Genomic DNA, 20,428 nt, shown 5'->3' with positions numbered 1-20,428 from the left:
ATTGGGTAATCACTGAGTATTTAACTCGTTTTGCTGCGGATCGAACCGAGTGACAACCATTTCAAGCCGCAGCACCTAACAACCACACACAACAACTGGCTCATCCAAAAACGACTAACCCCCGCTAAAAGCGAGGGTTAGTCAATGGCATGCAACCGCTGTGCACTGGTACAGAGCGTTTAGATCGGGCGGCTACCGTATTTAACCGCGGGCTTTTTCGGCGGGTCCGCGCTGACATCATCGCCAACCACTTCAACCTTGCCGCCGCGCGCCAAAAACTCCGCAATTTGTGCTTCTAACGCGTCGCGCTCACGGTTCTTGCTCGCGAGTGAATGACCTTCATCGTCATCACCGGCCGCTTGTTTCTTTTTCTTCTTGCTGGCGCTAGGCGTTGCGCCATCCGCATCATCGCCATCATCACCCTCATAATCATCGGCGCCGTCGACATCATCATCGTCGCCTGCGTCATCCAGGGTATCGTCGTCGCCGTCTTCCAGCTCGGCGTCATCCTGTTCGATATCGTCGTCTTTCATACTCACAACCTTCTTGTGACTCGGTCTTACGTAATTGCTGTTTATAGACTGTCAGACGCTGCATGCAAGTCTGACCACCCATTTTTAACTCATCGGCTCGCCATTTAAGGTCAGGAGCACGCGACGTATGCCGGCATGCTCACGGTGCTCCCCCAAATACACCCCTTGCCACGTGCCCAACGCCAGCCGCCCATTACTTATCGGCAGCTGCACGCTGCAACCTAAGAGCGCACTTAACACATGCGCCGGCATGTCATCAGCCCCCTCGTAGGTGTGCTGGAAGTACGGACTGCCATCAGGCACCAGACGCGCGCAAAAGCGCGCCAAGTCACCCCGCACGAGCGGATCTGCGTTTTCATTCACGCTCAACGAGGCCGAGGTGTGCTTAAGCCACACATGCAGCAGGCCCACTCGCACCGGCTTTAGCCGCGCCAGCGCTTGCTGAAGCTCATCATCGATCAGATGAAAACCGCGCGACCGTGCGCGCAAGCTGGCTTCAACCTGCTGCCACATACGCGGCCCACCTACTGACTGGCAATGCTGCGCATTTTAGCCAACTCGCCGCCACAGAAAAGCCCCTAAACGCTGATTTAGAGGCTTTGTGTTATTAATGCCGGCACAGAAAAAGGGGCGCCGCAGCGCCCCCTTTCGTACCCCTAGAACAACCGCTTACTTGCGGGTGAACTCTGGGTAGGCTTCCATACCGCACTCGGCCAAGTCGGCACCTTCGTACTCTTCTTCTTCAGAGATACGCAGGCCAATCACCAGCTTGATCACGAACCAGGTCAGCAAGCTTGCGCCGAATACCCAAGCGAAGATCACACCGATACCCAGCAGCTGAGCACCCAAGCTCGCGTCACCGTTAGTCAGCACTACGGCCAACAAGCCCCAGATACCTACTACACCGTGAACCGAGATCGCACCGACTGGATCGTCGATCTTCAGCTTGTCCATAGTCAGGATAGAGAACACTACCAGCACACCACCCACAGCACCGATCAAGGTTGCCTGCATGGCAGTCGGGGTCAGCGGCTCAGCGGTGATCGCCACCAGGCCTGCCAGCGCACCGTTCAGGGCCATGGTCAGGTCGGCCTTACCAAACATGATGCGAGCAATCGCCAGCGCAGCAATCAAGCCACCGGCAGCGGCCATGTTGGTGTTAACAAAGATGTTGGCCACGGCGTTAGCGTTGTCGATGTCGCTCATCTTCAGCTGCGAACCACCGTTAAAGCCGAACCAGCCCATCCACAGAATAAATGTACCCAGTGTCGCCATCGGCAGGTTGGCACCCGGAATCGCGTTCACTTGACCGTTAGCGCCGTACTTGCCCTTACGAGCGCCCAGCAGCAGCACGCCAGCCAGAGCAGCCGAAGCACCTGCCATGTGCACCACGCCAGAACCGGCGAAGTCGAGGAAGCCCTGAGCGTTCAGGAAGCCCGAACCCCACTTCCAGAAGCCCTGAACCGGGTAGATGAAGCCAGTCATCACCACGGCGAAGGCCAGGAAGGCCCACAGCTTCATACGCTCAGCCACGGCACCAGAAACGATCGACATCGCAGTGGCCACGAACACCACTTGGAAGAAGAAGTCCGAACGGCTGGAGTAGTAAGGCGCGTCATCGCCACCGCCCAATACGGCGTCAGCAGTGTTTTCATCACCAATCAAGAAACCCAAGCTCGGCAGAATGCCGCCTTCTGGGCTGGAGTACATGATGTGGTAACCGACCAGCATGTACATCACACACGCCACGGCGTACAGGGCGATGTTTTTGGTCAGAATTTCAGTGGTGTTCTTGGAACGCACCAAACCAGATTCAAGCATGGCGAAACCCGCCGCCATCCACATGACCAGGGCGCCACAAACCAGAAAGTAGAACGTATCAAACGCATATTGCATCGGAATCACAGCAGTGTTTTCCATCGCGGAGTACCTCTTGCGTTGCGCTTATTGCGCTTCGTTAAGGCATCAGCAGAGCTGACGCCGCTCCCAAAAATGAGTGGGGAAACTCCCCATTTCCACGCTTCGAAAGCGGCTTCCCGCGGACTGCAGGCTGCAAGGCGCTAAGCCCTGCGATAATCGCAGAGTCATGCGGTGCTCCCGGGGCGTGGAGTGTATTACTGGTGGTGAACTTAGATCGCGTCGTTACCGGTTTCGCCGGTACGGATACGAATCGCTTGCTCTAGGTTGACCACAAAGATCTTGCCGTCACCAATCTTGCCGGTGTTGGCGGCTTTGCTGATGGCTTCGATCACGCGATCGAGCTGGGCGTCGTCGACGGCAACGTCGATTTTCACCTTGGGCAGGAAATCAACGACGTATTCAGCGCCGCGATACAATTCGGTGTGACCTTTCTGACGGCCGAAACCCTTTACCTCGGTCACGGTGATGCCTTGCACACCGATTTCCGACAGGGATTCACGCACGTCGTCCAGCTTGAAAGGCTTGATGATGGCAGTGACTAGCTTCATGAACATTCTCCCGTTTTTAGTTGACCCGCCCCGGATTAACCGAGCACAAGTCTAAGCGCTGTAACAGCTTCTTGTAACGCGCCACCCTGCGATTAAGCCGGGCTAGGTCAGGCAAAGGTGCCGAAGACGTGCGCATTTTTGGTGTTTTACCGCTTGCACTACGCCTGTCAGAACAGCCGTGCGATGGATAATGCAGGTTCCTTGCCAGCTTTCTACGACCCGCTTAAGCACAGGCTTTACCCTGCAAAGCGGGGTATTTCTCGACCCTTCCAGCACAGCGCACGCACCAAACTAGTGCGCCGCCATTTTTGCTCACGCACCACTACTGCACACTTTTCACTCAATCGCGCTAATAGTCCGCCCGCAGCCGCGTGCTACACTCGCCGCTGTTAGACGAGGAAGCCTCCCATGTTGCCACCCAAAGCCTTTGTAGATGCCTTAAGTTCGCAAGCCGCACGCCTGTTCAGCCAAGCTCAAAGTGGCGGGCAAGGTGAGCTGGAGAAACATCTCAAAGCCTTGTTACAAAGTGCTTTCAGCAAACTGGACTTGGTCAGCCGAGAAGAGTTCGACGGCCAAATGACCGTACTGGCACGCACCCGCAGCCGCCTTGAAGCACTGGAAGCCAAAGTGGCCGAACTGGAACAACAACTGACGCCGCCGCAAAAGCCCGAATAAAGCACGGCGGCATGATCAAGGAGCGATCATGTCATTGGCCACCGTTCACAGCCGCGCGCAGTTGGGCGTTAGCGCCCCCGTGGTTAGCGTTGAAGTCCACCTTGCCAACGGCTTGCCCGCCCTGAGCTTGGTTGGCCTACCGGAAACCGCGGTGCGCGAAAGCAAAGACCGCGTCCGCAGCGCGCTACAAAGCTCCGGCTTCGACTTTCCACAAAAACGCATCACCATCAACTTAGCCCCCGCCGACTTACCCAAAGACGGCGGCCGTTTTGATTTGGCCATCGCCTTAGGTCTGCTCGCCGCCAGCGCGCAAGTGCCGGCCAGCGCACTGACGACGCTGGAATGCTTAGGTGAACTGGCGTTATCCGGCGAGTTACGCCCCGTGCGCGGTGTTTTGCCCGCCGCTTTAGCCGCGCGCGATGCCGGCCACAGCCTGCTGGTGCCGCTGGCCAATGCTGAAGAAGCCAGCCTAGCCACCGGCCTGACGGTGTACGCGGCCGAGCATCTGCTGCAAGTCAGCGCGCACTTAAATGGCGCAGCGCCGCTGGCGCCGTATCAGTCAGCCGGATTACCAATGGCCGACCAACGCCACCTTGAACTCGCCGACGTGCAGGGCCAGCAACAAGCCAAGCGCGCGCTGATAATCGCCGCCGCTGGCCGACATAACTTGCTGTTCAGCGGCCCGCCCGGCACCGGCAAAACCCTGCTGGCCAGTCGGCTTCCGGCGCTATTACCGCCGCTTAGTGAGGCGCAAGCGTTAGAAGTAGCCGCCGTGCAGTCACTCGGCGCCAGTCACAGCCTCAGCCATTGGCCGTGTCGTCCATTTCGCCAACCTCACCACACGGCTTCTGCCGCTGCGTTGGTGGGTGGCGGCAGCTCACCGCAGCCGGGCGAGATCAGCTTGGCGCACCACGGCGTTCTGTTTCTCGATGAACTGCCGGAGTTTGATCGCAAAGTGCTGGAGGTGCTGCGCGAGCCGCTGGAAAGCGGCGAGATTGTGATTGCCCGCGCCCGTGAGAAAGTACGCTATCCGGCACGTTTTCAGCTGATTGCAGCGATGAACCCGTGCCCCTGCGGCTATCACGGCGACCCGGCCGGACAATGCCGCTGCAGCCCCGAGCAAGTGCAGCGTTATCGCTTAAAGCTATCTGGCCCGTTGCTCGATCGCATCGACTTGCACCTCAACGTGCCGCGCGAGCTGCACAGCCCCCTAGCGCATACCCCAGGCACTCCCAGCAGTGCCGAAGCCGCCGCACAGGTGAGCCATGCGTGGCAACGTCAACTGACACGCCAAGGCAAGGCCAATGCCGAGCTTGGCCTCACCGAGCTACAACAGCATTGCAGCCTATGCGCAGAAGACCGCGACTGGTTTGAGAGCGCCTGCCAACGCTTAAATTTAAGCCTGCGCGCCAGTCATCGCTGTCTCAAAGTAGCCCGCACGCTGGCTGATCTGGCCGATGCGCCACACATTCAACGCGCCATGCTCGCCGAAGCACTGCAATACCGCTTAAGTCACTGAGTTGCGGCTGAGTCGCTCCACTTCGGGCAACCGCTGATGCTGCGCTTGAGTGGCCAAATACTCTGCCAACGCTTGCAGTGCCGGCTGCGTGGCGCGCTCGCTGGGCAACATCAGTACGTATCGGGCACCGCTGGCCACGGCCACTGGCCAAGGCAGCGCGACACGACCACACGCGGTATCTTCGGCGAGCAGGGTCAAATCGCCAATCGCCACGCCATAACCCAGCGCAGCGGCTTCCATCGCCAAGTCGATGGTATCGAAGGCTTGGCCGCCATTGAGATCCACTTTACCCAGCAGCCCCATACCCTCAAGCCACAAACGCCAATCGCGGCGATCGTGCGTGGGGTGCAGCAAGGCGGCAGCCTGTAAATCCTCCAGCCGCCAAGGCTGCTCACCGACCATTTGCGGGCGCGCCACCGGCAATAACCACTCGGCAAACAGCTCCGTTACTTGCACGCCCGCCGGCGGGGCGCTGTTTTGTAGCAGCACCGCGCCATCGAACGGTTCGCGATGAAAATCCACATAGTCGCTGTGCATCCAGCTGCTGGTCAGCTGCACGTCGTACTCAGGGTATTGCTGACGAAACCCCGCCATCACCGGCAGCAGCCAACGAATGGTCAGGCTCGGCGGTGCTTTAAGGCGGATCACCTTGGCGTTGTGCTTTAACTGCGCGCAACTGTGTTCCAAGGCATCGAAGCCGCGACTGACGCCCGGCAGCAGCAGCTCGCCGGCGGTGCTCAAACTGACCTGCCGCCCCTGCCTGACGAACAACTGGCAGCCAAAGTGATCCTCCAGCGTGCGGATATGCCGGCTGACCGCACTTTGCGTCAGCGCCAGCTCATCGGCGGCGCGACTAAAAGACAACAACCGCGCCGCCGCCTCAAACGCCCGCAACGCATACAAAGGGGGAAGCTTGCGCATCAGCACGCCATCACTATGAGTTTTTGTTATGTATAGCATGGCTTTTTTCGGTTTGTGAGAAAAGCCTCAACGCCGGACACTGAGCGCCTAATTACTCAGCACCCTGTGGTGATGCCATGTCATGGACTGATCTTCTTGCCCCCATCAAACAAGCCAGCAAGCTTGAACTGCCAGCGCTGGCGCGCTTGGCTGGGCCATTGATTGCGGCACAAATGGCGCAAGTGGCGATGGTCTTCACCGACACCCTGATGATGGGTCGTCTCGGTGCCGAGGCACTGGCAGGCGGCGCACTGGGCGGCAGCCTGTATAACTTTTTATTCATCTGTGCCAGCGGCGTGCTGGCCGGCGTGGCTAACGGCGTGGCGATTCGTCACGGCGCAGGCGATCGTGCTGGCGTGCGCGGCTTCAGCCAGGCGGGTATCTGGATGGCCTTGTTGTTAGCCGGCGGCAATATGCTGGTCTTGGCCCAGTTGTTCTGGCTACTGCCGCTGCTCGGGTTGTCGCCCGCTAGCACCAGCGGTGGCTTGGCTTACCTCAGCGGCCTGATCTGGGCCATGCCGGCCAGCTTGTTATTTGTCAGCTTGCGCGGCTTTGCCAGCGGCCTTGGTCACGCCGGCCCGATCATGCACATCACCTTGCTGGGCGCACTGGCCAACGTGCTGCTCAACGGCCTGTTTATTCAAGCCGGCTTTGGCCTGCAAGGGATTGGCTGGGCCACCACGCTGGTGATGATCGGTATGAGCCTTGCCCTTGCCCTGTTCTTGCGCCGCAGCCGCCGCTTAGCCGGTTACGCCTTGCGCCAAGGCCTGTGGCGCTGGCCGGCAGAGTCGATGCGCGCCCTGCTCAAGCTGGGCCTGCCAATTGGCGGCACCTATGCGGTGGAGTCGAGCCTGTTTACTGGCGCCGCGCTCGCGATGGGCTACATCAATGAGGTGTCGCTGGCGGCGCACCAAATCGCCGTGCAGGCGGTGTACGTGGCCTTTATGGTGCCGGTGGGGATCAGTTACGCGGCGACCATTTGCATCGGCCAGCATTACGGTGCGGGGCAGCTGACCCGCGCGCTGCACACCGGCCGCCTAGCCTTGCTCAGCGGCACGCTGTTGATGCTGGGTTTTGCCGTGCTGTTTTGGTGTTGGCCGCACGCGGTGGTCGGGCTGTTTATTGACCTGAACGACCCAGCCAACCATGAGCTGGTCACGCTGGCCATCAGCCTGTTGGCCATCGCCGCCTGGTTTGAGCTATTCGATGGCTGTCAGTGCATCGCCATGGGTTGTTTGCGCGGATTGGGGCAGTCCAACTGGAGCTTTGCCATCGGCGCCTTGGGCTACTGCGCGCTGGGTTTACCCGCCGCACTGGCGCTGGGCTTTATCGCCCACTGGCAGGCCGCCGGCATTTGGTGGGGCATGGCCTTGGGACTGGCTTGCACCGCGATAGGCTTAGTGGTGGCATTCGAACGCGTCGTACAGCGTTGGCGGCAGGCAGACTCAGCGCTGCGCTTGCAGCACCCGATTGAGCGCATGGCGGCGTAAAAACGGGCTCAGCTCACTCAGCGGCTGCGCCTGACTGATTAAGTACCCTTGCACTTGATCAGCACCAAACTGGCGCAGCAGGGCTAGTTGCTCGGCGTTCTCCACGCCCTCGGCAACCACCGGCAGCTCTAGGTCATGCGCCAGATTAATCATCGCCCGCACTAAGCGGCGGTCGGTGGCTTGTTCGGTCATGCGCTGAACGAAGCCTTTGTCCAGCTTGAGCAAACTGACCGGCAAACTGGCCAAATGCTGGAACGAGGAATAGCCGGTGCCAAAGTCATCCAACGAGAAGCGCACACCCAACTCACGCAGCGCCTGCATGGTGCTGAGCACGTGACTGCTGCGGCGCATCATTGCGGTCTCGGTCAGTTCAAACTCAAAACAATCGTGCGGCAAGCCACGCTCGCGAAATAGGCGCTGCAGCGTGGGCAGCAACAAGCTGTCTTGGAACTGCTGGAACGATAAGTTCACCGCCATGTGCAGGGCCAAATGCCCTTGACCTTGCAACAGCTGCAAGTCCCGTAAAGCGCGATCAATCACCCAATAGCCCAGCGGAATAATCAAACCGCTTTCTTCGGCCAGCGGGATAAAGTCTTGCGGTTGCAATAAGCCACGCTGCGGATGCCGCCAGCGCACCAAGGCTTCTAAACCAATAATCGCCCCGCTATCTAAGGCCAAGCGCGGCTGGTAATGCAGCTCCAGCTCATCGCGGCGCAAGGCACGGCGCAAGTCCGCCTCAAGATCGGCCAAGCTCCGACCGGCCTCTAAGTGGCGAGCATCAAAAATGCGGTAGCTGGTGCCGCTCACGCTGCGCGCTTGTTGCAGGGCGATGTGGGCGTGACTCAACAACAAGTCCGCCTCGATGCCATCCAAGCCATGAGCCAGGCCCAAGCTACAGCTGAGCAACTGCGGCTGACCTTCGACCTCAAACGCGGCAGACAGCTCATCCTGCAGCAATTGCACCATCCGCTCACCGCGACTGGGCTCGCCGCGCACATCCAGCAAGATGGCAAACTCATCGCTGCCTAAGCGCGACAAGGTATCGCCGAGGCCGATGGACTCTTGCAGGCGCTGCGCCAGCTGCTGAATCAAACTATCGCCGCCACGATGGCCGCAGCGCTCGTTCACTTGATGAAAGTGGTCGATATCCAAATGCACCAACGACCAACCTTCCCCGCCAGTCTCCGCCAGACGGGCATTCAGTAGCGCCTGAAAACCTTGCCGGTTGATCACCCCGGTTAGGGCATCGCGCCCGGCTAAACGCTGCAAGCGCTGCTGCAAACTAAAGCGCTCACAGGCATAACGCAGGCAGCGCTGCACGGCATCACGGGTTAAATGGTCGCTAGACAGCCAGTCGCTGGCATCGCGCGGGGGCGAAAGGGGTTCGTTGTCTAATAGCAGCACCAAGGGCCAGTTACACGCGGCGGCGGGCGGACGACATTGCGGCGTACACAACAAGATGCCGGGGCGCTCGTCCAGCAAGCTGCTGGCGGCCTCCCAATTGGGCGCGGTAATCAAGCGTGCAGCCAAGCGCGGGCCCAGCAACTCGCCTAAGCGTTGCGCCCAATGTGGCTCACGAGCCAACAACAGCAGGTGCGTAACCGCAGGACTCAGCGACAAACAACCTCTCCCAGCGCCCAAAAAGGTGCATAGACTACCGGAATCTGCATAAAGACCAAGGCTGGCATATTGCCGCAGCCCAAGGTTGGTTTATGCACAACCGCCTGAGTGGCTTCCTGCGCAGGGCTAACGCACGCCTTTGAGCGTTTTGCCCAAACGGCGCGGTGATTCATTGCTAGAATCGCCCACCCTGTCTTTACAGCACGCGCCCGAGCCCATGTCACGACTTAATGAGCGACAACAAGAAGCGGTTCACTATATTGATGGCCCGTTATTGGTTTTGGCCGGCGCAGGCTCCGGCAAGACCAGCGTCATCACCCGCAAGATCGCCTACCTGATCCGTGAGTGCGGCATTCGCGCACAACACATTGTCGCCGTGACCTTTACCAACAAAGCCGCGCGTGAAATGAAAGAACGCGTCACTAGCTTGATCAAAAGCAGCGAAGCCAAGGGCCTCACCGTTTCGACCTTCCACAACCTGGGCCTGAACATCATTCGCAAAGAGCACAAGACGCTCGGCTTTAAGCCGGGCTTCACCATCTTTGACGAACAAGACATCAAAGCCCTGCTGCGCGAGCTGATGCAAAAAGAGTACGCCGGCGATGACGGCGTGGATGAAGTGCAAAGCCAAATCGGCAGCTGGAAGAACGACCTCGTCACCCCCGCCGACGCCTTGAACAAAGCGCGCAACCCCAAAGAACAAACCGCCGCGGTGATCTACGAGCATTACAACCGCATGCTGCGCGCTTACAACGCCGTGGACTTTGACGACTTGATCGGCCTGCCTGTGCAGCTGTTTAGCGCCCATCCGGACATTCTCGCCAAGTGGCAAGCCCGCATCCGTTACATGCTGGTGGATGAGTACCAAGACACAAACTCCAGCCAGTACTTGCTGGTTAAACAACTGGTCAGCGAGCGCGCGCGCTTTACTGTGGTCGGCGACGACGATCAATCCATCTACGCTTGGCGCGGCGCTCGGCCAGAAAACCTCGTGCAGCTCAAAGAAGACTTTCCCGGCCTTAAAGTCATCATGCTGGAGCAGAACTACCGCTCCACCAGCCGCATTCTGCGCGCCGCCAACGTGCTGATCGCCAACAACCCGCACGTGTTTGAAAAGCAGCTGTGGAGTGAACTGGGCGCCGGCCAAGCGCTGCGCGCGATTCGCTGTCGCAATGAAGACGCCGAAGCCGAGCGCGTGGCGCTGGAGATTCTCACCCAACACCTCAAAGACGGCACCGCCTACGGCAAATTCGCCATCCTCTACCGTGGCAACCACCAGTCGCGACTGATGGAGATGAAGCTGCAACAACACCAAGTGCCGTACCACCTTTCAGGCGGCACCAGCTTTTTCTCGCGCCAAGAAGTCAAAGACATCATGGCCTACCTGCGCTTGCTGGCGAACCCCGACGACGACAACGCCTTCTTGCGCATCATCAACGTGCCGCGCCGTGAGATTGGCCCCGCGACCCTAGAGAAGCTCGCCCACTACGCCAACGGCCGTGATGTCAGCCTGTACCAAGCCGCCAGCGAACTCGGCGTCGCCGAAAGCTTGGAGACCCGCTTTGTCGAGCGCCTACAGCGCTTCACTGGCGGCCTCGACAAAGTGCGCCAGCAGTGCGCCGAAAGCGACCCGATTGCCAGCTTGCGCAGCCTGATCATGGATTTGGACTACGACGCGTGGCTGCGGCAGAACAGCTCCAGCGACAAAGTCGCCGAAGCACGCATGAACAACGTGTGGTTTCTGCTCGACAGCTTGAAATGGATTATCGAACGCGACGAAGACGGTGAAACCGGCCTCGAAGAAGCCGTGGCCAAATTGCTACTGCGCGACATGCTCGAACGGCAGAACGAAGAGGACAGCGACGACCAGCGTGTGCAAATGATGACCCTGCATGCCTCCAAGGGCTTGGAGTTCCCGCACGTATTCATCATCGGCATGGAAGAAGAAATCCTCCCGCACCGCTCTAGCATCGAGGCCGACAGCATCGAAGAAGAGCGCCGCCTCACGTATGTCGGCATCACCCGCGCGCGTGAAACACTGGCCTTCACCTACAGCGCCAAACGCAAACAATACGGCGAGGTGATCGACTGCCTGCCGAGCCGCTTCCTCGATGAGATCCCGCCCGAAGACCTCAATTGGGAAGGGCTTGAAGAAGCGCCCGTCGAAGTCAAACAAGCCACCGGCAAAGCCGCGCTGGCAGGGATTCGCGCGCTACTGAAAAGCTAAATACGGGCCACTGGTCAGACTAACCGCAGGCCAATGACACAAGTGCTAAACCTAACCAGAGCACTTGAGATCACCAGCATGCCGTTATCGTCAACAGCGAAAAACGCGTCACACCGCCGCTTGACGGCTGACATCATCATTGGACTCTGCGGTTCGGCCTTGCTGTTTTGGCTAGGCCAGCGGATAGAGTTTTTTGAGTGGCTGTACGAACTCACCCGCGACTACGAACACTACCAGCTCGATGAGCTGCTGCTGGTACTGCTATCGCTTGTCCCTGCCAGCTTTTGGTTTGCCTTACGCCGCTGGCAAGAGGCCGCTCACCTGAACCAGCAAATCAGCCAGCTGGCCTATTACGACAGCCTTACTCAGCTGCCTAATCGGGCACGCAGCCTGGCGCAGCTTGAGCAGCACCTACAACGCGCCCAACAACAGCAGCAAGGCTTGGGCGTGCTGTATATCGACTTCGATAACTTTAAGCAGATCAACGATCAATTCGGCCACGCCACCGGCGATGCTTTTTTATGCCGCATCACCGAACGCCTACAAGGCGCCACGCGCAGCGTGGACTTTTTGGGCCGCATCGGCGGTGACGAGTTCTTGTTGCTGATTGACGACTGCCACGACGAACACTTGCTGGAAGCCATCTTGGCTCGGCTCTATCAAGCCCTCGCTGCCCCCATCCGCATCCAGCAGCAGCACCTACAAGCCAGCATGAGTATTGGCATCGCCTTGTACCCGCACAACGGCCGCAGCAGCGATAAATTGATTCGCGCCGCCGATGCCGCCATGTACAACGCCAAAGCCGCAGGCAGAAACCAAGCCCAACGCGCGTAGCAGAACCCTCCTTCGTGCTTAACACCGCGACGACTAGGCGCCTTTTTAGCAGGCACAAAAAACCCGCACGAGGCGGGTTTTTTCTTCTACCAGAAAGCGATCAATTACTTGATCTTGGCTTCCTTGTAGATCACGTGCTTACGCACAACCGGGTCAAACTTTTTGAATTCAAGCTTGTCCGGGGTATTACGCTTGTTCTTGTCGGTGGTGTAGAAGTGGCCGGTACCGGCGCTAGACACCAAACGAATCAAATCACGCATGGTCTTGCTCCTTAAATCTTCTCACCGCGAGCGCGGAGTTCTGACAGAACGACATCAATGCCTTTCTTGTCGATAACACGCATACCTTTTGCCGATACACGCAGGCGCACAAAACGCTTCTCGGATTCAACCCAGAAACGGTGATGTTGCAGGTTCGGCAAAAAACGACGACGGGTTTTGTTGTTGGCGTGGGAAACGTTGTTCCCAGTCACCGGACCCTTACCGGTCACTTGACATACTCGAGACATGAAAGCCCTCTCCAACCTCTGCCCAACCCATGGGCGGGCTGGAAGCTTAACGAAACGAAATTATCTTGCGGCAGCCCTCAAACAACATTGTTAGAGGTCCACCCAAAAATGAGCGGTGCTTTATACCAGAAGGCCTAGGCACACGCAAATTTTCTCACGCAAGAAAACTCACAACCAACCGCGCTCAGCCAGCGATAACGGCTCACCGTCACCCACCACAAAATGATCCAGCAAGCGTACATCAATGATCGCCAGCGCATCGCGCAAACGCACGGTTAACTGACGATCGGCCTCGCTCGGCTCCGCCACGCCCGACGGATGGTTATGGGTAATGATTAATGCGGCGGCATTGTGCGCCAAGGCGCGCTTAAGCACTTGGCGCGGATAAACCGCTGCGGCGTCGATGCTGCCTTCAAACAAACGCTCAAACGCCAACACCCGATGCTTGCTGTCGAGAAACAACCCCGCGAACACCTCGTGCGGCTCGTGGCGCAGGCGAGCTTTTAAATAGTCACGCACCGCTTGCGGGCTTTCTAGGGCTGACTCGCGCTGCAGTTGCTCCGCCAAATGGCGGCGGCCCATCTCCAGCACCGCCTGCAACAGCGCAAACTTGGCCGGCCCCAGCCCCAGCGGCTGACTAAAGCGGGTTAAATCCGCCTGTAATAGCGGGCGCAAGCCGCCAAACTGCTGCAGTAGCTCCCGCGCTAAATCCACCGCACTTTTACCCGCCACACCGGTGCGCAGAAAAATAGCCAGCAACTCGGCATCTGATAACGCGCCGGCACCCCACTTTAATAGCCGCTCGCGTGGTCGCTCGGCGACCGGCCAGTCGCGAATACTCATGCCTCACCTCCCTGTGAAGATTGTGCGCAAACCCGCGCCAGCACTGTGCTAGTACGGGTGCTGTGTTATCTTAGCGCAAGTTTTTTGCCCTGCTCGCACGTCAAGCGCTGGCACTGGCAGTCTTCCCTCAAGCAAGCAAGGCAGGTGTATGCAGAGGTTGTACGGAAAGCGCATTGTGTTGGGTGTCTGTGGCGGAATTGCTGCCTATAAAAGTGCCGAGCTAATCCGTCGCTTACGCGATCACGGCGCGCAGGTGCATGTGGTGATGACCCAAGCCGCCTGCGAGTTCATCACCCCGCTGACGCTGCAAGCCTTATCCGGCAACCCGGTGCATCATTCGCTACTCGACCCCGCCGCCGAAGCCGCTATGGGCCATATCGAGCTGGCGCGCTGGGCTGACTTGGTTTTGATCGCCCCCGCCACCGCCGACACCATGGCGCGCTTAGCCGCAGGCCAGGGCGACGACTTGCTCAGCACCTTGGTGCTGGCCACCGACGCGCCGGTAGCGCTGGCTCCGGCGATGAACCAAGCCATGTGGCGCGACCCCGCCACCCAAGCCAACGCCGAATTATTGAAGAAGCGCGGCCTGCTGCTGTTTGGCCCAGGCGTGGGCGTGCAAGCGTGCGGCGACACCGGCGCAGGGCGCATGCTGGAGCCGTTAGAGCTCGCGCAACGCGCAGCCGACTGCTTTGCCAGCGGTGCCCTGACAGGCCGCCACATACTGATCACCGCTGGCCCCACCGCCGAAGCGATTGACCCCGTGCGTTACATCACCAACCACAGCTCCGGCAAAATGGGCTTTGCCTTGGCCGAGGCGGCGATTGAAGCCGGCGCACGCGTCACGCTAGTCGCCGGCCCCGTTCAGCTGCCGACGCCCGATCGTGTTGAGCGCATTAATGTCAGCAGCGCACGCGACATGCTCGCCGCCTGCGAAGGCGCGTTGCCTGCCGATGTACTGATCGCCGCCGCAGCGGTGGCCGACTACCGCCCTGAAGTCATCGCCGATCACAAACTCAAGAAAGACCCCAACAGCGAAGACGGCCTGTTGCTGCGCCTGGTGCGCAACCCCGACATTCTGGCCACCCTCGCCGCGCGCGACGATCGACCGTTTTGCGTGGGCTTTGCCGCCGAAACGCAAAACCTGCTGGAATACGCCACGCGCAAGCTCAACGACAAGAACCTCGACCTTATCGTGGCCAATGACGTGGCCAACCCTGCCATCGGCTTCAATAGCGACGATAACGCCTTTACTGTGATCGACCGCGCACGCGGAGAGCATCGTTTTGCGCAGACCAGCAAAGCCAAGATCGCTCGCCAACTGTTAGCCTTGATCGCCCGCCGCCTACAACCACAAGAATAACGCCCATGCACACTTTGCAAGCCAAGATCCTCGACCCTCGCTTAGGCCAAGATTTCCCTTTGCCGAGCTATGCCACCGCAGGCTCCGCTGGCCTCGACCTGCGCGCCATGCTGCAAGCACCGCTGACCTTAGAGCCGGGGCAAACTCAGCTAATCCCCACCGGGCTTGCCATTCATATTGCCGACCCAAGCTTGGCCGCCCTGATTTTGCCGCGCTCAGGTTTAGGCCATAAACACGGCATCGTGCTCGGCAACCTAGTCGGCCTGATCGATTCGGACTACCAAGGCGAGCTGATGGTTTCGTGCTGGAACCGTGGCTCACAGGCCTTTACCGTTGAAGTGGGCGAGCGCTTAGCGCAACTGGTGTTAGTCCCCGTGGTGCAAGCCAAGTTTGACTTGGTGGACTCTTTTGATGACAGCGAGCGCGGTGCCGGTGGCTTTGGCCACAGCGGCAAGCACTAAGCCAAACCGACGCAGGAGCGATAGCGGTGAAACTTAAACGCAGCCCCAAACAAGACAAAGCCTTAAAAGCCAAACAAGCCGCGCCCAGCAATCCGCAAGGCCCGCTGCACAACGGCTTAGCGGTTGGCATAGCCGGCATCGCTGCGGCATTGGTCGTTTTATGGTTCTTGCTGCTCAGCCCGTTGCAAGCCCAACACCAAGCGGCGCTCAACGAGCAGGTCGCCAAACTGCTGCAAAGCAGTACGCAACGCGCGGTTAATCAGCTGGTAGCAAGCACCGCCGCCGCCGCGAAAAACCCCGCCCTATTTACTCTGCTGCAAAGCGATGAGCCCAGCGCCATTGCCACCGCCGAGCGCGCCATGAGCTATCAAGCCGGCGTGGCCGATGCCTATTTAGCGCGCAAAAGCGCCGCACGCCTGGACAACCAACGCAACGCCCCGATCAATTACGCGGCACTGGACATGATTCGACGCACCGAGAGCGGCCAACAAGTCGCACCCGAGGCTTACCGCGTCGGCACCCGCTGGCTGATCTACACCGTGGCCGGCGTGCGGTTCAATGCTAACGAGCCCCTGCAAGGCACCTTACTGGTGGCGTATGAGCTGAATCACTTCATTAACCTGCTACCGCAATTAGAGTCGGGCGGGTTTAGCTTGACGCAAACCTTCAGCCAAGCCCCCGAACAACTGCTGATCCAGCAAGGTAGCGGTGATGCGAGCGCCGCTGTGACTCTGCCCAGCGGCAACAGCAACTGGAAGCTGAGCTACCAACCCGCCACCGCAGAACAGGCCAGCCTGTTCTCACCCTTGTGGCTCGGCTTGGTGGTGCTGTTGGCACTGGCTGGCTTGGTTGCGGCCCTGCTGATCATGAACAAACGCTGGCTGAAACTGATCCAAGACGACGTCGCCGGACTGAGCAACTACCTCTCTGAGCTGCAAAACGGCAAGTCCGGCAGCCCGCCGCCCTTGCAACTGAACACGCTGGCCAGCCTATCGCACAGCATGGCACGCCTCGGCATGCGCGCCTCCACGGCTAATGCGCCAAGCAAAAAAGCCGCGGCCAAACCCGTCGAGCAGCCGATGCTGGTTGAAGAAACCAGCGCGCCGGAGCAACCGTTGTTTCAAGACGCCGACATCCTCGACATTGACGACCTCGACACGGGCGAGGACTTCCTCGGCCTTAATCAAGTAGACCCTCTGGATAACAGCACGCCCATGAGCGAAACCATCCCCACGCTGCCCGACACCATCTTCCGCGCCTACGACATTCGCGGCACCGTCGGCAAAGACCTCACCCATGACGGCGTTTACTGGATTGGTCGCGCTATCGGTAGCGAAAGCTTGGCCCAAGGCGAGCCCTGCGTGAATATCGGCCGTGATGGTCGCCTATCCAGCCCCGAGCTGGCCGAGCGTCTGGCGCAAGGTTTGGTCGATGCCGGCTGCCAAGTCGCCGACGTCGGCCTAGTGCCGACTCCCGTGCTGTACTACGCCACCCATGAGCTGCAAGGCAAATCAGGGGTGATGGTCACCGGCAGTCACAATCCGCCTGAGTACAACGGTTTAAAGATTGTCATCGCCGGTCACACCCTCTCGGGCGACAGCATTCAAGCGCTGCACCAGCGCCTCAAAGACCACAACCTTGAGCAAGGCACCGGCAGCCTTGAGCAAGTCGAAATTCTCGATCGCTACTTTAAGCGCGTGCGCGACGATGTCGCCCTCGCACGACCGATGAAAGTTGTCATCGACTGCGGCAACGGCGCCTCTGGCGTGATCGCCCCGCAACTGATTGAAGCCCTCGGCTGCAGTGTGACGCCCCTGTATTGCGATGTTGACGGCAACTTCCCCAACCACCATCCGGATCCGGGCAAACCCGCCAACCTGAAAGACCTGATCGAGCGCGTGAAGGCTGAAGGCGCCGACATCGGCTTAGCCTTCGACGGCGATGGCGATCGCGTTGGTGTGGTCACCAACAGCGGCAAGATGATCTTCCCCGATCATTTGATGATGCTGTTCGCCAAAGACGTGGTTGCCCGCAACCCCGGCTGCGACATTATTTTCGACGTCAAATGCTCACGGCGCTTAGCCGCACTGATCAGTGGCTACGGCGGCCGCCCGATTATGTGGAAAACCGGCCACTCGTTGATCAAGCAAAAAATGAAAGAAACCGGCGCCCTGCTGGCTGGCGAAATGAGTGGGCATATCTTCTTCAAAGAACGCTGGTACGGCTTTGACGACGGCCTGTACAGCGCCGTGCGCCTGCTGGAAATCTTGAGCCTTGAGACGCGCGATGCCGATCACGTGTTCTCTGCCTTCCCCACCAGCCTGTCGACACCAGAAATCAACATCGACGTGCCCGAAGCGCAGAAATTCAAGCTGATCGCCGCGCTGCAAAAAAATGCCGACTGGGGCCAAGGCAACGTCACCACCCTCGACGGCGTGCGCGTCGATTACGCCAAAGGCTGGGGCCTGGTGCGCGCCTCCAACACCACACCGGTGCTGGTGCTGCGCTTTGAAGGTGACACCCAAGAAGAGCTGGAGCGCATCCAGCAAGTGTTCCGCAGCCAACTGCAAGCCATCGCCCCGCAACTGGCCTTGCCGTTTTAATCGCTACCCTTTTATCGGTGGCGCCGCTTAGGGATAAGCCGCCGCCCGTTTTAGCCTCACAGGAGATAACCATGACCCTTAGCCGCAATGACGCCGCCAATGTCGCCAAAGTATTGAGCGAGGCGCTGCCCTACATCCGACGCTTTGCCGGCAAAACGCTCGTGGTGAAATACGGCGGCAACGCCATGGAAAGCGACGAGCTGAAAACCGGTTTCGCGCGCGACATCGTGCTGATGAAAGCCGTCGGCATCAACCCCGTGGTAGTCCACGGCGGCGGCCCGCAAATTGGCGATTTACTGCAGCGCCTGAACATCGAAAGCCACTTTATCGATGGCATGCGCGTGACCGACACCGCCACCATGGACGTGGTCGAAATGGTGCTCGGCGGTCAAGTGAACAAAGACATCGTCAACCTGATCAACCGTCACGGCGGCCGCGCCATCGGCTTGACCGGTAAAGACGCCGAGCTGATTCGTGCGCGCAAACTCAATGTCACGCGCAAAACGCCGGAAATGGATCGTCCAGAAATCATCGACATCGGCCATGTCGGCGAAGTTGCTAACGTCAACACGCAACTGCTCAACATGCTGGTCAACAGCGATTTCATCCCGGTCATCGCTCCCATCGGCGTCGGCGATGATGGCGCGAGCTACAACATCAATGCGGACTTAGTCGCCGGCAAAGTTGCCGAAGCACTGAAAGCTGAAAAGCTGCTGTTACTGACCAATATTTCTGGCCTGCTGGATAAGCAAGGCGAAGTACTGACCGGCCTGACCACCGAACAAGTGGACCGCCTGATTGAGGACGGCACCATTTACGGCGGCATGCTGCCAAAGATTCGCTGCGCACTGGATGCCGTTAACGGCGGCGTGAACAGCGCCCACATCATCGATGGCCGCGTTCCCAACGCCGTCTTGCTGGAAATCTTCACCGACCACGGTGTCGGCACGCTGATCAGCAACCGCCGCCGCGTGTAAGACCAACCACACGCGCACAAAAAAGCCGCGCACACCCTGGGTGTTGCGCGGCTTTTTAATCTCTGTAGGGCATCATTCGCCGGTTAGCTGCTCCACCCGCTCGCGATCTTTGCTGTAGATCGCTCGGGCCTCATCTTTCAGCTTACGAAAGCCGTCAATTTCACCCTGCAAGCGCAGCATCTCTTTGTTCAGGTCGTTGATCTGCTGGGTCATGTGCTCTGGCACCGGGCGACCGCCACGTTCCAGGTTAGCCGCCTGAGCTTGCAAGTTATCGCGCTGGGTACGCGCACGCTGCCAGTTGCTGCGGGTAATACCCATCACGCCGTCAATTTCTGCCAGCTTACGATCGCGCGCGCGGTCCACATCATCAACGCCGGTGTACAAGCGCAACAGCTTGGCGTCACTCTCAGCCAGAGACGCCTGCGCTTGCTTTTGCGCCAGCTCCTCAGCGGTCAGCGCTGGCGGCACCACTTTAACCACCATGCCTTGGCTGTTCAGCACCTCATAACCCTTGCCGATATACGCTGCCGGCACACCGTTGCTATCCAGCACCGTCACGCCCTTATCGTCGACATAACGATAAAGGTCGGCGTACGCCTGACCTGAGGCACACAGCAACAGCGCAACAGTGAACATTGATTGGCGCACAGCGTTAATCCTTTCCACGGGCCTTATGCCATTAAATACCATACTCCGCGCGGTAAGCCTGCACCGCCGGCAAATGTTGTTTTAGCTCATCACTGCTGGCCAAGTACTCCAACACCTGCGTCAACGACACAATGCTGACCACCGGCAAACCGAAATCGCGCTCTACTTCTTGAATCGCCGACAGCTCGCCTTGGCCACGCTCTTCTCGATTGAGGGCGATCAGCACGCCGGCCGCTTGCGCGTTAGGCTGCGCTTGAATGATCTGCATCACCTCACGAATCGCCGTGCCGGCGGTGATCACGTCATCCACGATCAGCACACGACCTTCCAACGGTGCGCCGACGAGCGTGCCACCCTCACCGTGAGCCTTGGCTTCTTTACGGTTAAAGCACCACGGCGTATCGATGTCGTGCTCTTGTGCTAGCGCTACCGCCGTCGCCGCCGCCAAGGGAATACCCTTGTAAGCAGGGCCAAACAGTACCTCAAAAGGCAAACCGCTGGCTTTGATCGCCTGCGCATAAAAGCTACCCAGCTTGGCCAACGCCAACCCTGAGTTAAACAAGCCTGCATTAAAGAAGTACGGGCTAACGCGCCCTGACTTTAAGGTGAACTGCCCAAAACGCAGGACACCGCGCTCGATAGCAAACTCGATAAATTGACGTTGGTACGCGTGCATATAAGCCCCGAATGACTTGGGTTTAC

Annotated in this window: 20 protein-coding genes; 9 read left to right on the top strand and 11 right to left on the bottom strand. The window is 59.1% G+C overall.

The window, feature by feature from the left end; all coding sequences use genetic code 11:
* Positions 1 to 179: 179 nt before the first annotated feature.
* The 4 genes from MKI83_RS02965 to glnK all read right to left on the bottom strand — a co-directional run bounded on the left by MKI83_RS02965 (position 180) and on the right by glnK (position 3,001).
* Entirely contained in the window at positions 180 to 533 is a 354-nt protein-coding gene (locus tag MKI83_RS02965; RefSeq protein WP_241583269.1) for a hypothetical protein, read from the bottom strand.
* 84 nt (positions 534 to 617) lie between these two features.
* A complete protein-coding gene (locus MKI83_RS02960; protein ID WP_241583267.1) occupies positions 618 to 1,046 on the bottom strand; it encodes a secondary thiamine-phosphate synthase enzyme YjbQ in 429 nt (142 codons plus the stop codon).
* Between the two features lie 156 nt (positions 1,047 to 1,202).
* Positions 1,203 to 2,453, bottom strand: a complete 1,251-nt coding sequence (locus MKI83_RS02955; RefSeq protein WP_241583265.1) for an ammonium transporter AmtB — start codon at positions 2,451 to 2,453, stop codon at positions 1,203 to 1,205.
* A 209-nt stretch (positions 2,454 to 2,662) separates the two neighbouring features.
* The gene (gene glnK / locus MKI83_RS02950) at positions 2,663 to 3,001 is read right to left on the bottom strand and encodes a P-II family nitrogen regulator (protein WP_241583263.1); all 339 of its coding nucleotides are present in this window, start codon (positions 2,999 to 3,001) and stop codon (positions 2,663 to 2,665) included.
* A gap of 408 nt (positions 3,002 to 3,409) precedes the next feature.
* Between glnK and MKI83_RS02945 the strand changes: the two genes are divergently transcribed.
* Together MKI83_RS02945 and MKI83_RS02940 are read left to right on the top strand one after the other, a co-directional pair.
* Complete coding sequence (locus tag MKI83_RS02945; RefSeq protein ID WP_241583262.1) at positions 3,410 to 3,676, top strand: accessory factor UbiK family protein; 267 nt, start codon at positions 3,410 to 3,412, stop codon at positions 3,674 to 3,676.
* 28 nt (positions 3,677 to 3,704) lie between these two features.
* The gene (locus tag MKI83_RS02940) at positions 3,705 to 5,195 is read left to right on the top strand and encodes a YifB family Mg chelatase-like AAA ATPase (protein WP_241583261.1); all 1,491 of its coding nucleotides are present in this window, start codon (positions 3,705 to 3,707) and stop codon (positions 5,193 to 5,195) included.
* On the opposite strand, the gene MKI83_RS02935 is transcribed toward MKI83_RS02940, so the two are convergent.
* Entirely contained in the window at positions 5,184 to 6,119 is a 936-nt protein-coding gene (locus MKI83_RS02935) for a LysR substrate-binding domain-containing protein (RefSeq protein WP_241583671.1), read from the bottom strand. The genes MKI83_RS02940 and MKI83_RS02935 overlap by 12 nt on opposite strands.
* 113 nt (positions 6,120 to 6,232) lie before the next feature.
* On the opposite strand from MKI83_RS02935, the gene MKI83_RS02930 reads away from it, so the two are divergent.
* On the top strand, positions 6,233 to 7,645 hold the full coding sequence (locus MKI83_RS02930; protein WP_241583260.1) for a NorM family multidrug efflux MATE transporter: 1,413 nt from the start codon (positions 6,233 to 6,235) through the stop codon (positions 7,643 to 7,645).
* Here MKI83_RS02930 and MKI83_RS02925 read toward each other — a convergent pair.
* Complete coding sequence (locus tag MKI83_RS02925) at positions 7,601 to 9,265, bottom strand: putative bifunctional diguanylate cyclase/phosphodiesterase (protein WP_241583259.1); 1,665 nt, start codon at positions 9,263 to 9,265, stop codon at positions 7,601 to 7,603. The two genes, MKI83_RS02930 and MKI83_RS02925, sit on opposite strands and share 45 nt — an antisense overlap.
* A 217-nt stretch (positions 9,266 to 9,482) precedes the next feature.
* Between MKI83_RS02925 and rep the strand changes: the two genes are divergently transcribed.
* Together rep and MKI83_RS02915 are read left to right on the top strand one after the other, a co-directional pair.
* Entirely contained in the window at positions 9,483 to 11,492 is a 2,010-nt protein-coding gene (gene rep / locus MKI83_RS02920) for a DNA helicase Rep (protein WP_241583258.1), read from the top strand.
* 78 nt (positions 11,493 to 11,570) lie between these two features.
* Positions 11,571 to 12,326 (top strand): GGDEF domain-containing protein, encoded by a 756-nt coding sequence (locus MKI83_RS02915; protein WP_241583257.1) that lies wholly within the window; start codon positions 11,571 to 11,573, stop codon positions 12,324 to 12,326.
* A gap of 104 nt (positions 12,327 to 12,430) precedes the next feature.
* Here the strand turns inward: MKI83_RS02915 and rpmG are convergent, their stop codons facing one another.
* The 3 genes from rpmG to radC form a co-directional block, all read right to left on the bottom strand.
* The gene (rpmG, locus tag MKI83_RS02910; protein ID WP_071872257.1) at positions 12,431 to 12,586 is read right to left on the bottom strand and encodes a 50S ribosomal protein L33; all 156 of its coding nucleotides are present in this window, start codon (positions 12,584 to 12,586) and stop codon (positions 12,431 to 12,433) included.
* Positions 12,587 to 12,597: 11 nt separating this feature from the next.
* Positions 12,598 to 12,834, bottom strand: a complete 237-nt coding sequence (rpmB, locus tag MKI83_RS02905; RefSeq protein WP_241583255.1) for a 50S ribosomal protein L28 — start codon at positions 12,832 to 12,834, stop codon at positions 12,598 to 12,600.
* Between the two features lie 168 nt (positions 12,835 to 13,002).
* Positions 13,003 to 13,677, bottom strand: coding sequence for a RadC family protein (gene radC / locus MKI83_RS02900; RefSeq protein WP_241583253.1), 675 nt, complete (start codon positions 13,675 to 13,677; stop codon positions 13,003 to 13,005).
* Positions 13,678 to 13,825: 148 nt separating this feature from the next.
* Between radC and coaBC the strand changes: the two genes are divergently transcribed.
* From coaBC to argB, 4 genes are all read left to right on the top strand, one after another.
* The gene (coaBC, locus tag MKI83_RS02895) at positions 13,826 to 15,037 is read left to right on the top strand and encodes a bifunctional phosphopantothenoylcysteine decarboxylase/phosphopantothenate--cysteine ligase CoaBC (RefSeq protein ID WP_241583251.1); all 1,212 of its coding nucleotides are present in this window, start codon (positions 13,826 to 13,828) and stop codon (positions 15,035 to 15,037) included.
* A 5-nt stretch (positions 15,038 to 15,042) separates the two neighbouring features.
* Positions 15,043 to 15,498, top strand: coding sequence for a dUTP diphosphatase (gene dut, locus MKI83_RS02890; RefSeq protein ID WP_241583250.1), 456 nt, complete (start codon positions 15,043 to 15,045; stop codon positions 15,496 to 15,498).
* A 1,214-nt stretch (positions 15,499 to 16,712) separates the two neighbouring features.
* On the top strand, positions 16,713 to 18,101 hold the full coding sequence (locus MKI83_RS17000) for a phosphomannomutase/phosphoglucomutase (protein WP_241583670.1): 1,389 nt from the start codon (positions 16,713 to 16,715) through the stop codon (positions 18,099 to 18,101).
* Positions 18,102 to 18,172: 71 nt separating this feature from the next.
* Positions 18,173 to 19,078, top strand: coding sequence for an acetylglutamate kinase (gene argB / locus MKI83_RS02880; RefSeq protein WP_241583249.1), 906 nt, complete (start codon positions 18,173 to 18,175; stop codon positions 19,076 to 19,078).
* A gap of 72 nt (positions 19,079 to 19,150) precedes the next feature.
* On the opposite strand, the gene MKI83_RS02875 is transcribed toward argB, so the two are convergent.
* Positions 19,151 to 19,726 (bottom strand): DUF4124 domain-containing protein, encoded by a 576-nt coding sequence (locus MKI83_RS02875; protein ID WP_241583248.1) that lies wholly within the window; start codon positions 19,724 to 19,726, stop codon positions 19,151 to 19,153.
* 31 nt (positions 19,727 to 19,757) lie between these two features.
* Positions 19,758 to 20,402, bottom strand: coding sequence for an orotate phosphoribosyltransferase (gene pyrE / locus MKI83_RS02870; protein WP_241583247.1), 645 nt, complete (start codon positions 20,400 to 20,402; stop codon positions 19,758 to 19,760).
* Between the last annotated feature and the right edge of the window lie 26 nt (positions 20,403 to 20,428).

Origin of the sequence: Atopomonas sediminilitoris, from assembly GCF_022601735.1 — a bacterium.
GTDB lineage: Bacteria > Pseudomonadota > Gammaproteobacteria > Pseudomonadales > Pseudomonadaceae > Atopomonas > Atopomonas sediminilitoris.
This window is presented reverse-complemented; position numbering and strand designations above follow the sequence as displayed.

Coding starts and splice junctions, on each gene's coding strand:
- MKI83_RS02965 (WP_241583269.1), bottom strand. CDS start 533: ATGAAAGACGACGATATCGAACAGGATGACGCCGAGCTGGAAGACGGC.
- MKI83_RS02960 (WP_241583267.1), bottom strand. CDS start 1,046: ATGTGGCAGCAGGTTGAAGCCAGCTTGCGCGCACGGTCGCGCGGTTTT.
- MKI83_RS02955 (WP_241583265.1), bottom strand. CDS start 2,453: ATGGAAAACACTGCTGTGATTCCGATGCAATATGCGTTTGATACGTTC.
- glnK (WP_241583263.1), bottom strand. CDS start 3,001: ATGAAGCTAGTCACTGCCATCATCAAGCCTTTCAAGCTGGACGACGTG.
- MKI83_RS02945 (WP_241583262.1), top strand. CDS start 3,410: ATGTTGCCACCCAAAGCCTTTGTAGATGCCTTAAGTTCGCAAGCCGCA.
- MKI83_RS02940 (WP_241583261.1), top strand. CDS start 3,705: ATGTCATTGGCCACCGTTCACAGCCGCGCGCAGTTGGGCGTTAGCGCC.
- MKI83_RS02930 (WP_241583260.1), top strand. CDS start 6,233: ATGTCATGGACTGATCTTCTTGCCCCCATCAAACAAGCCAGCAAGCTT.
- rep (WP_241583258.1), top strand. CDS start 9,483: ATGTCACGACTTAATGAGCGACAACAAGAAGCGGTTCACTATATTGAT.
- MKI83_RS02915 (WP_241583257.1), top strand. CDS start 11,571: ATGCCGTTATCGTCAACAGCGAAAAACGCGTCACACCGCCGCTTGACG.
- rpmG (WP_071872257.1), bottom strand. CDS start 12,586: ATGCGTGATTTGATTCGTTTGGTGTCTAGCGCCGGTACCGGCCACTTC.
- rpmB (WP_241583255.1), bottom strand. CDS start 12,834: ATGTCTCGAGTATGTCAAGTGACCGGTAAGGGTCCGGTGACTGGGAAC.
- radC (WP_241583253.1), bottom strand. CDS start 13,677: ATGAGTATTCGCGACTGGCCGGTCGCCGAGCGACCACGCGAGCGGCTA.
- coaBC (WP_241583251.1), top strand. CDS start 13,826: ATGCAGAGGTTGTACGGAAAGCGCATTGTGTTGGGTGTCTGTGGCGGA.
- dut (WP_241583250.1), top strand. CDS start 15,043: ATGCACACTTTGCAAGCCAAGATCCTCGACCCTCGCTTAGGCCAAGAT.
- MKI83_RS17000 (WP_241583670.1), top strand. CDS start 16,713: ATGAGCGAAACCATCCCCACGCTGCCCGACACCATCTTCCGCGCCTAC.
- argB (WP_241583249.1), top strand. CDS start 18,173: ATGACCCTTAGCCGCAATGACGCCGCCAATGTCGCCAAAGTATTGAGC.
- pyrE (WP_241583247.1), bottom strand. CDS start 20,402: ATGCACGCGTACCAACGTCAATTTATCGAGTTTGCTATCGAGCGCGGT.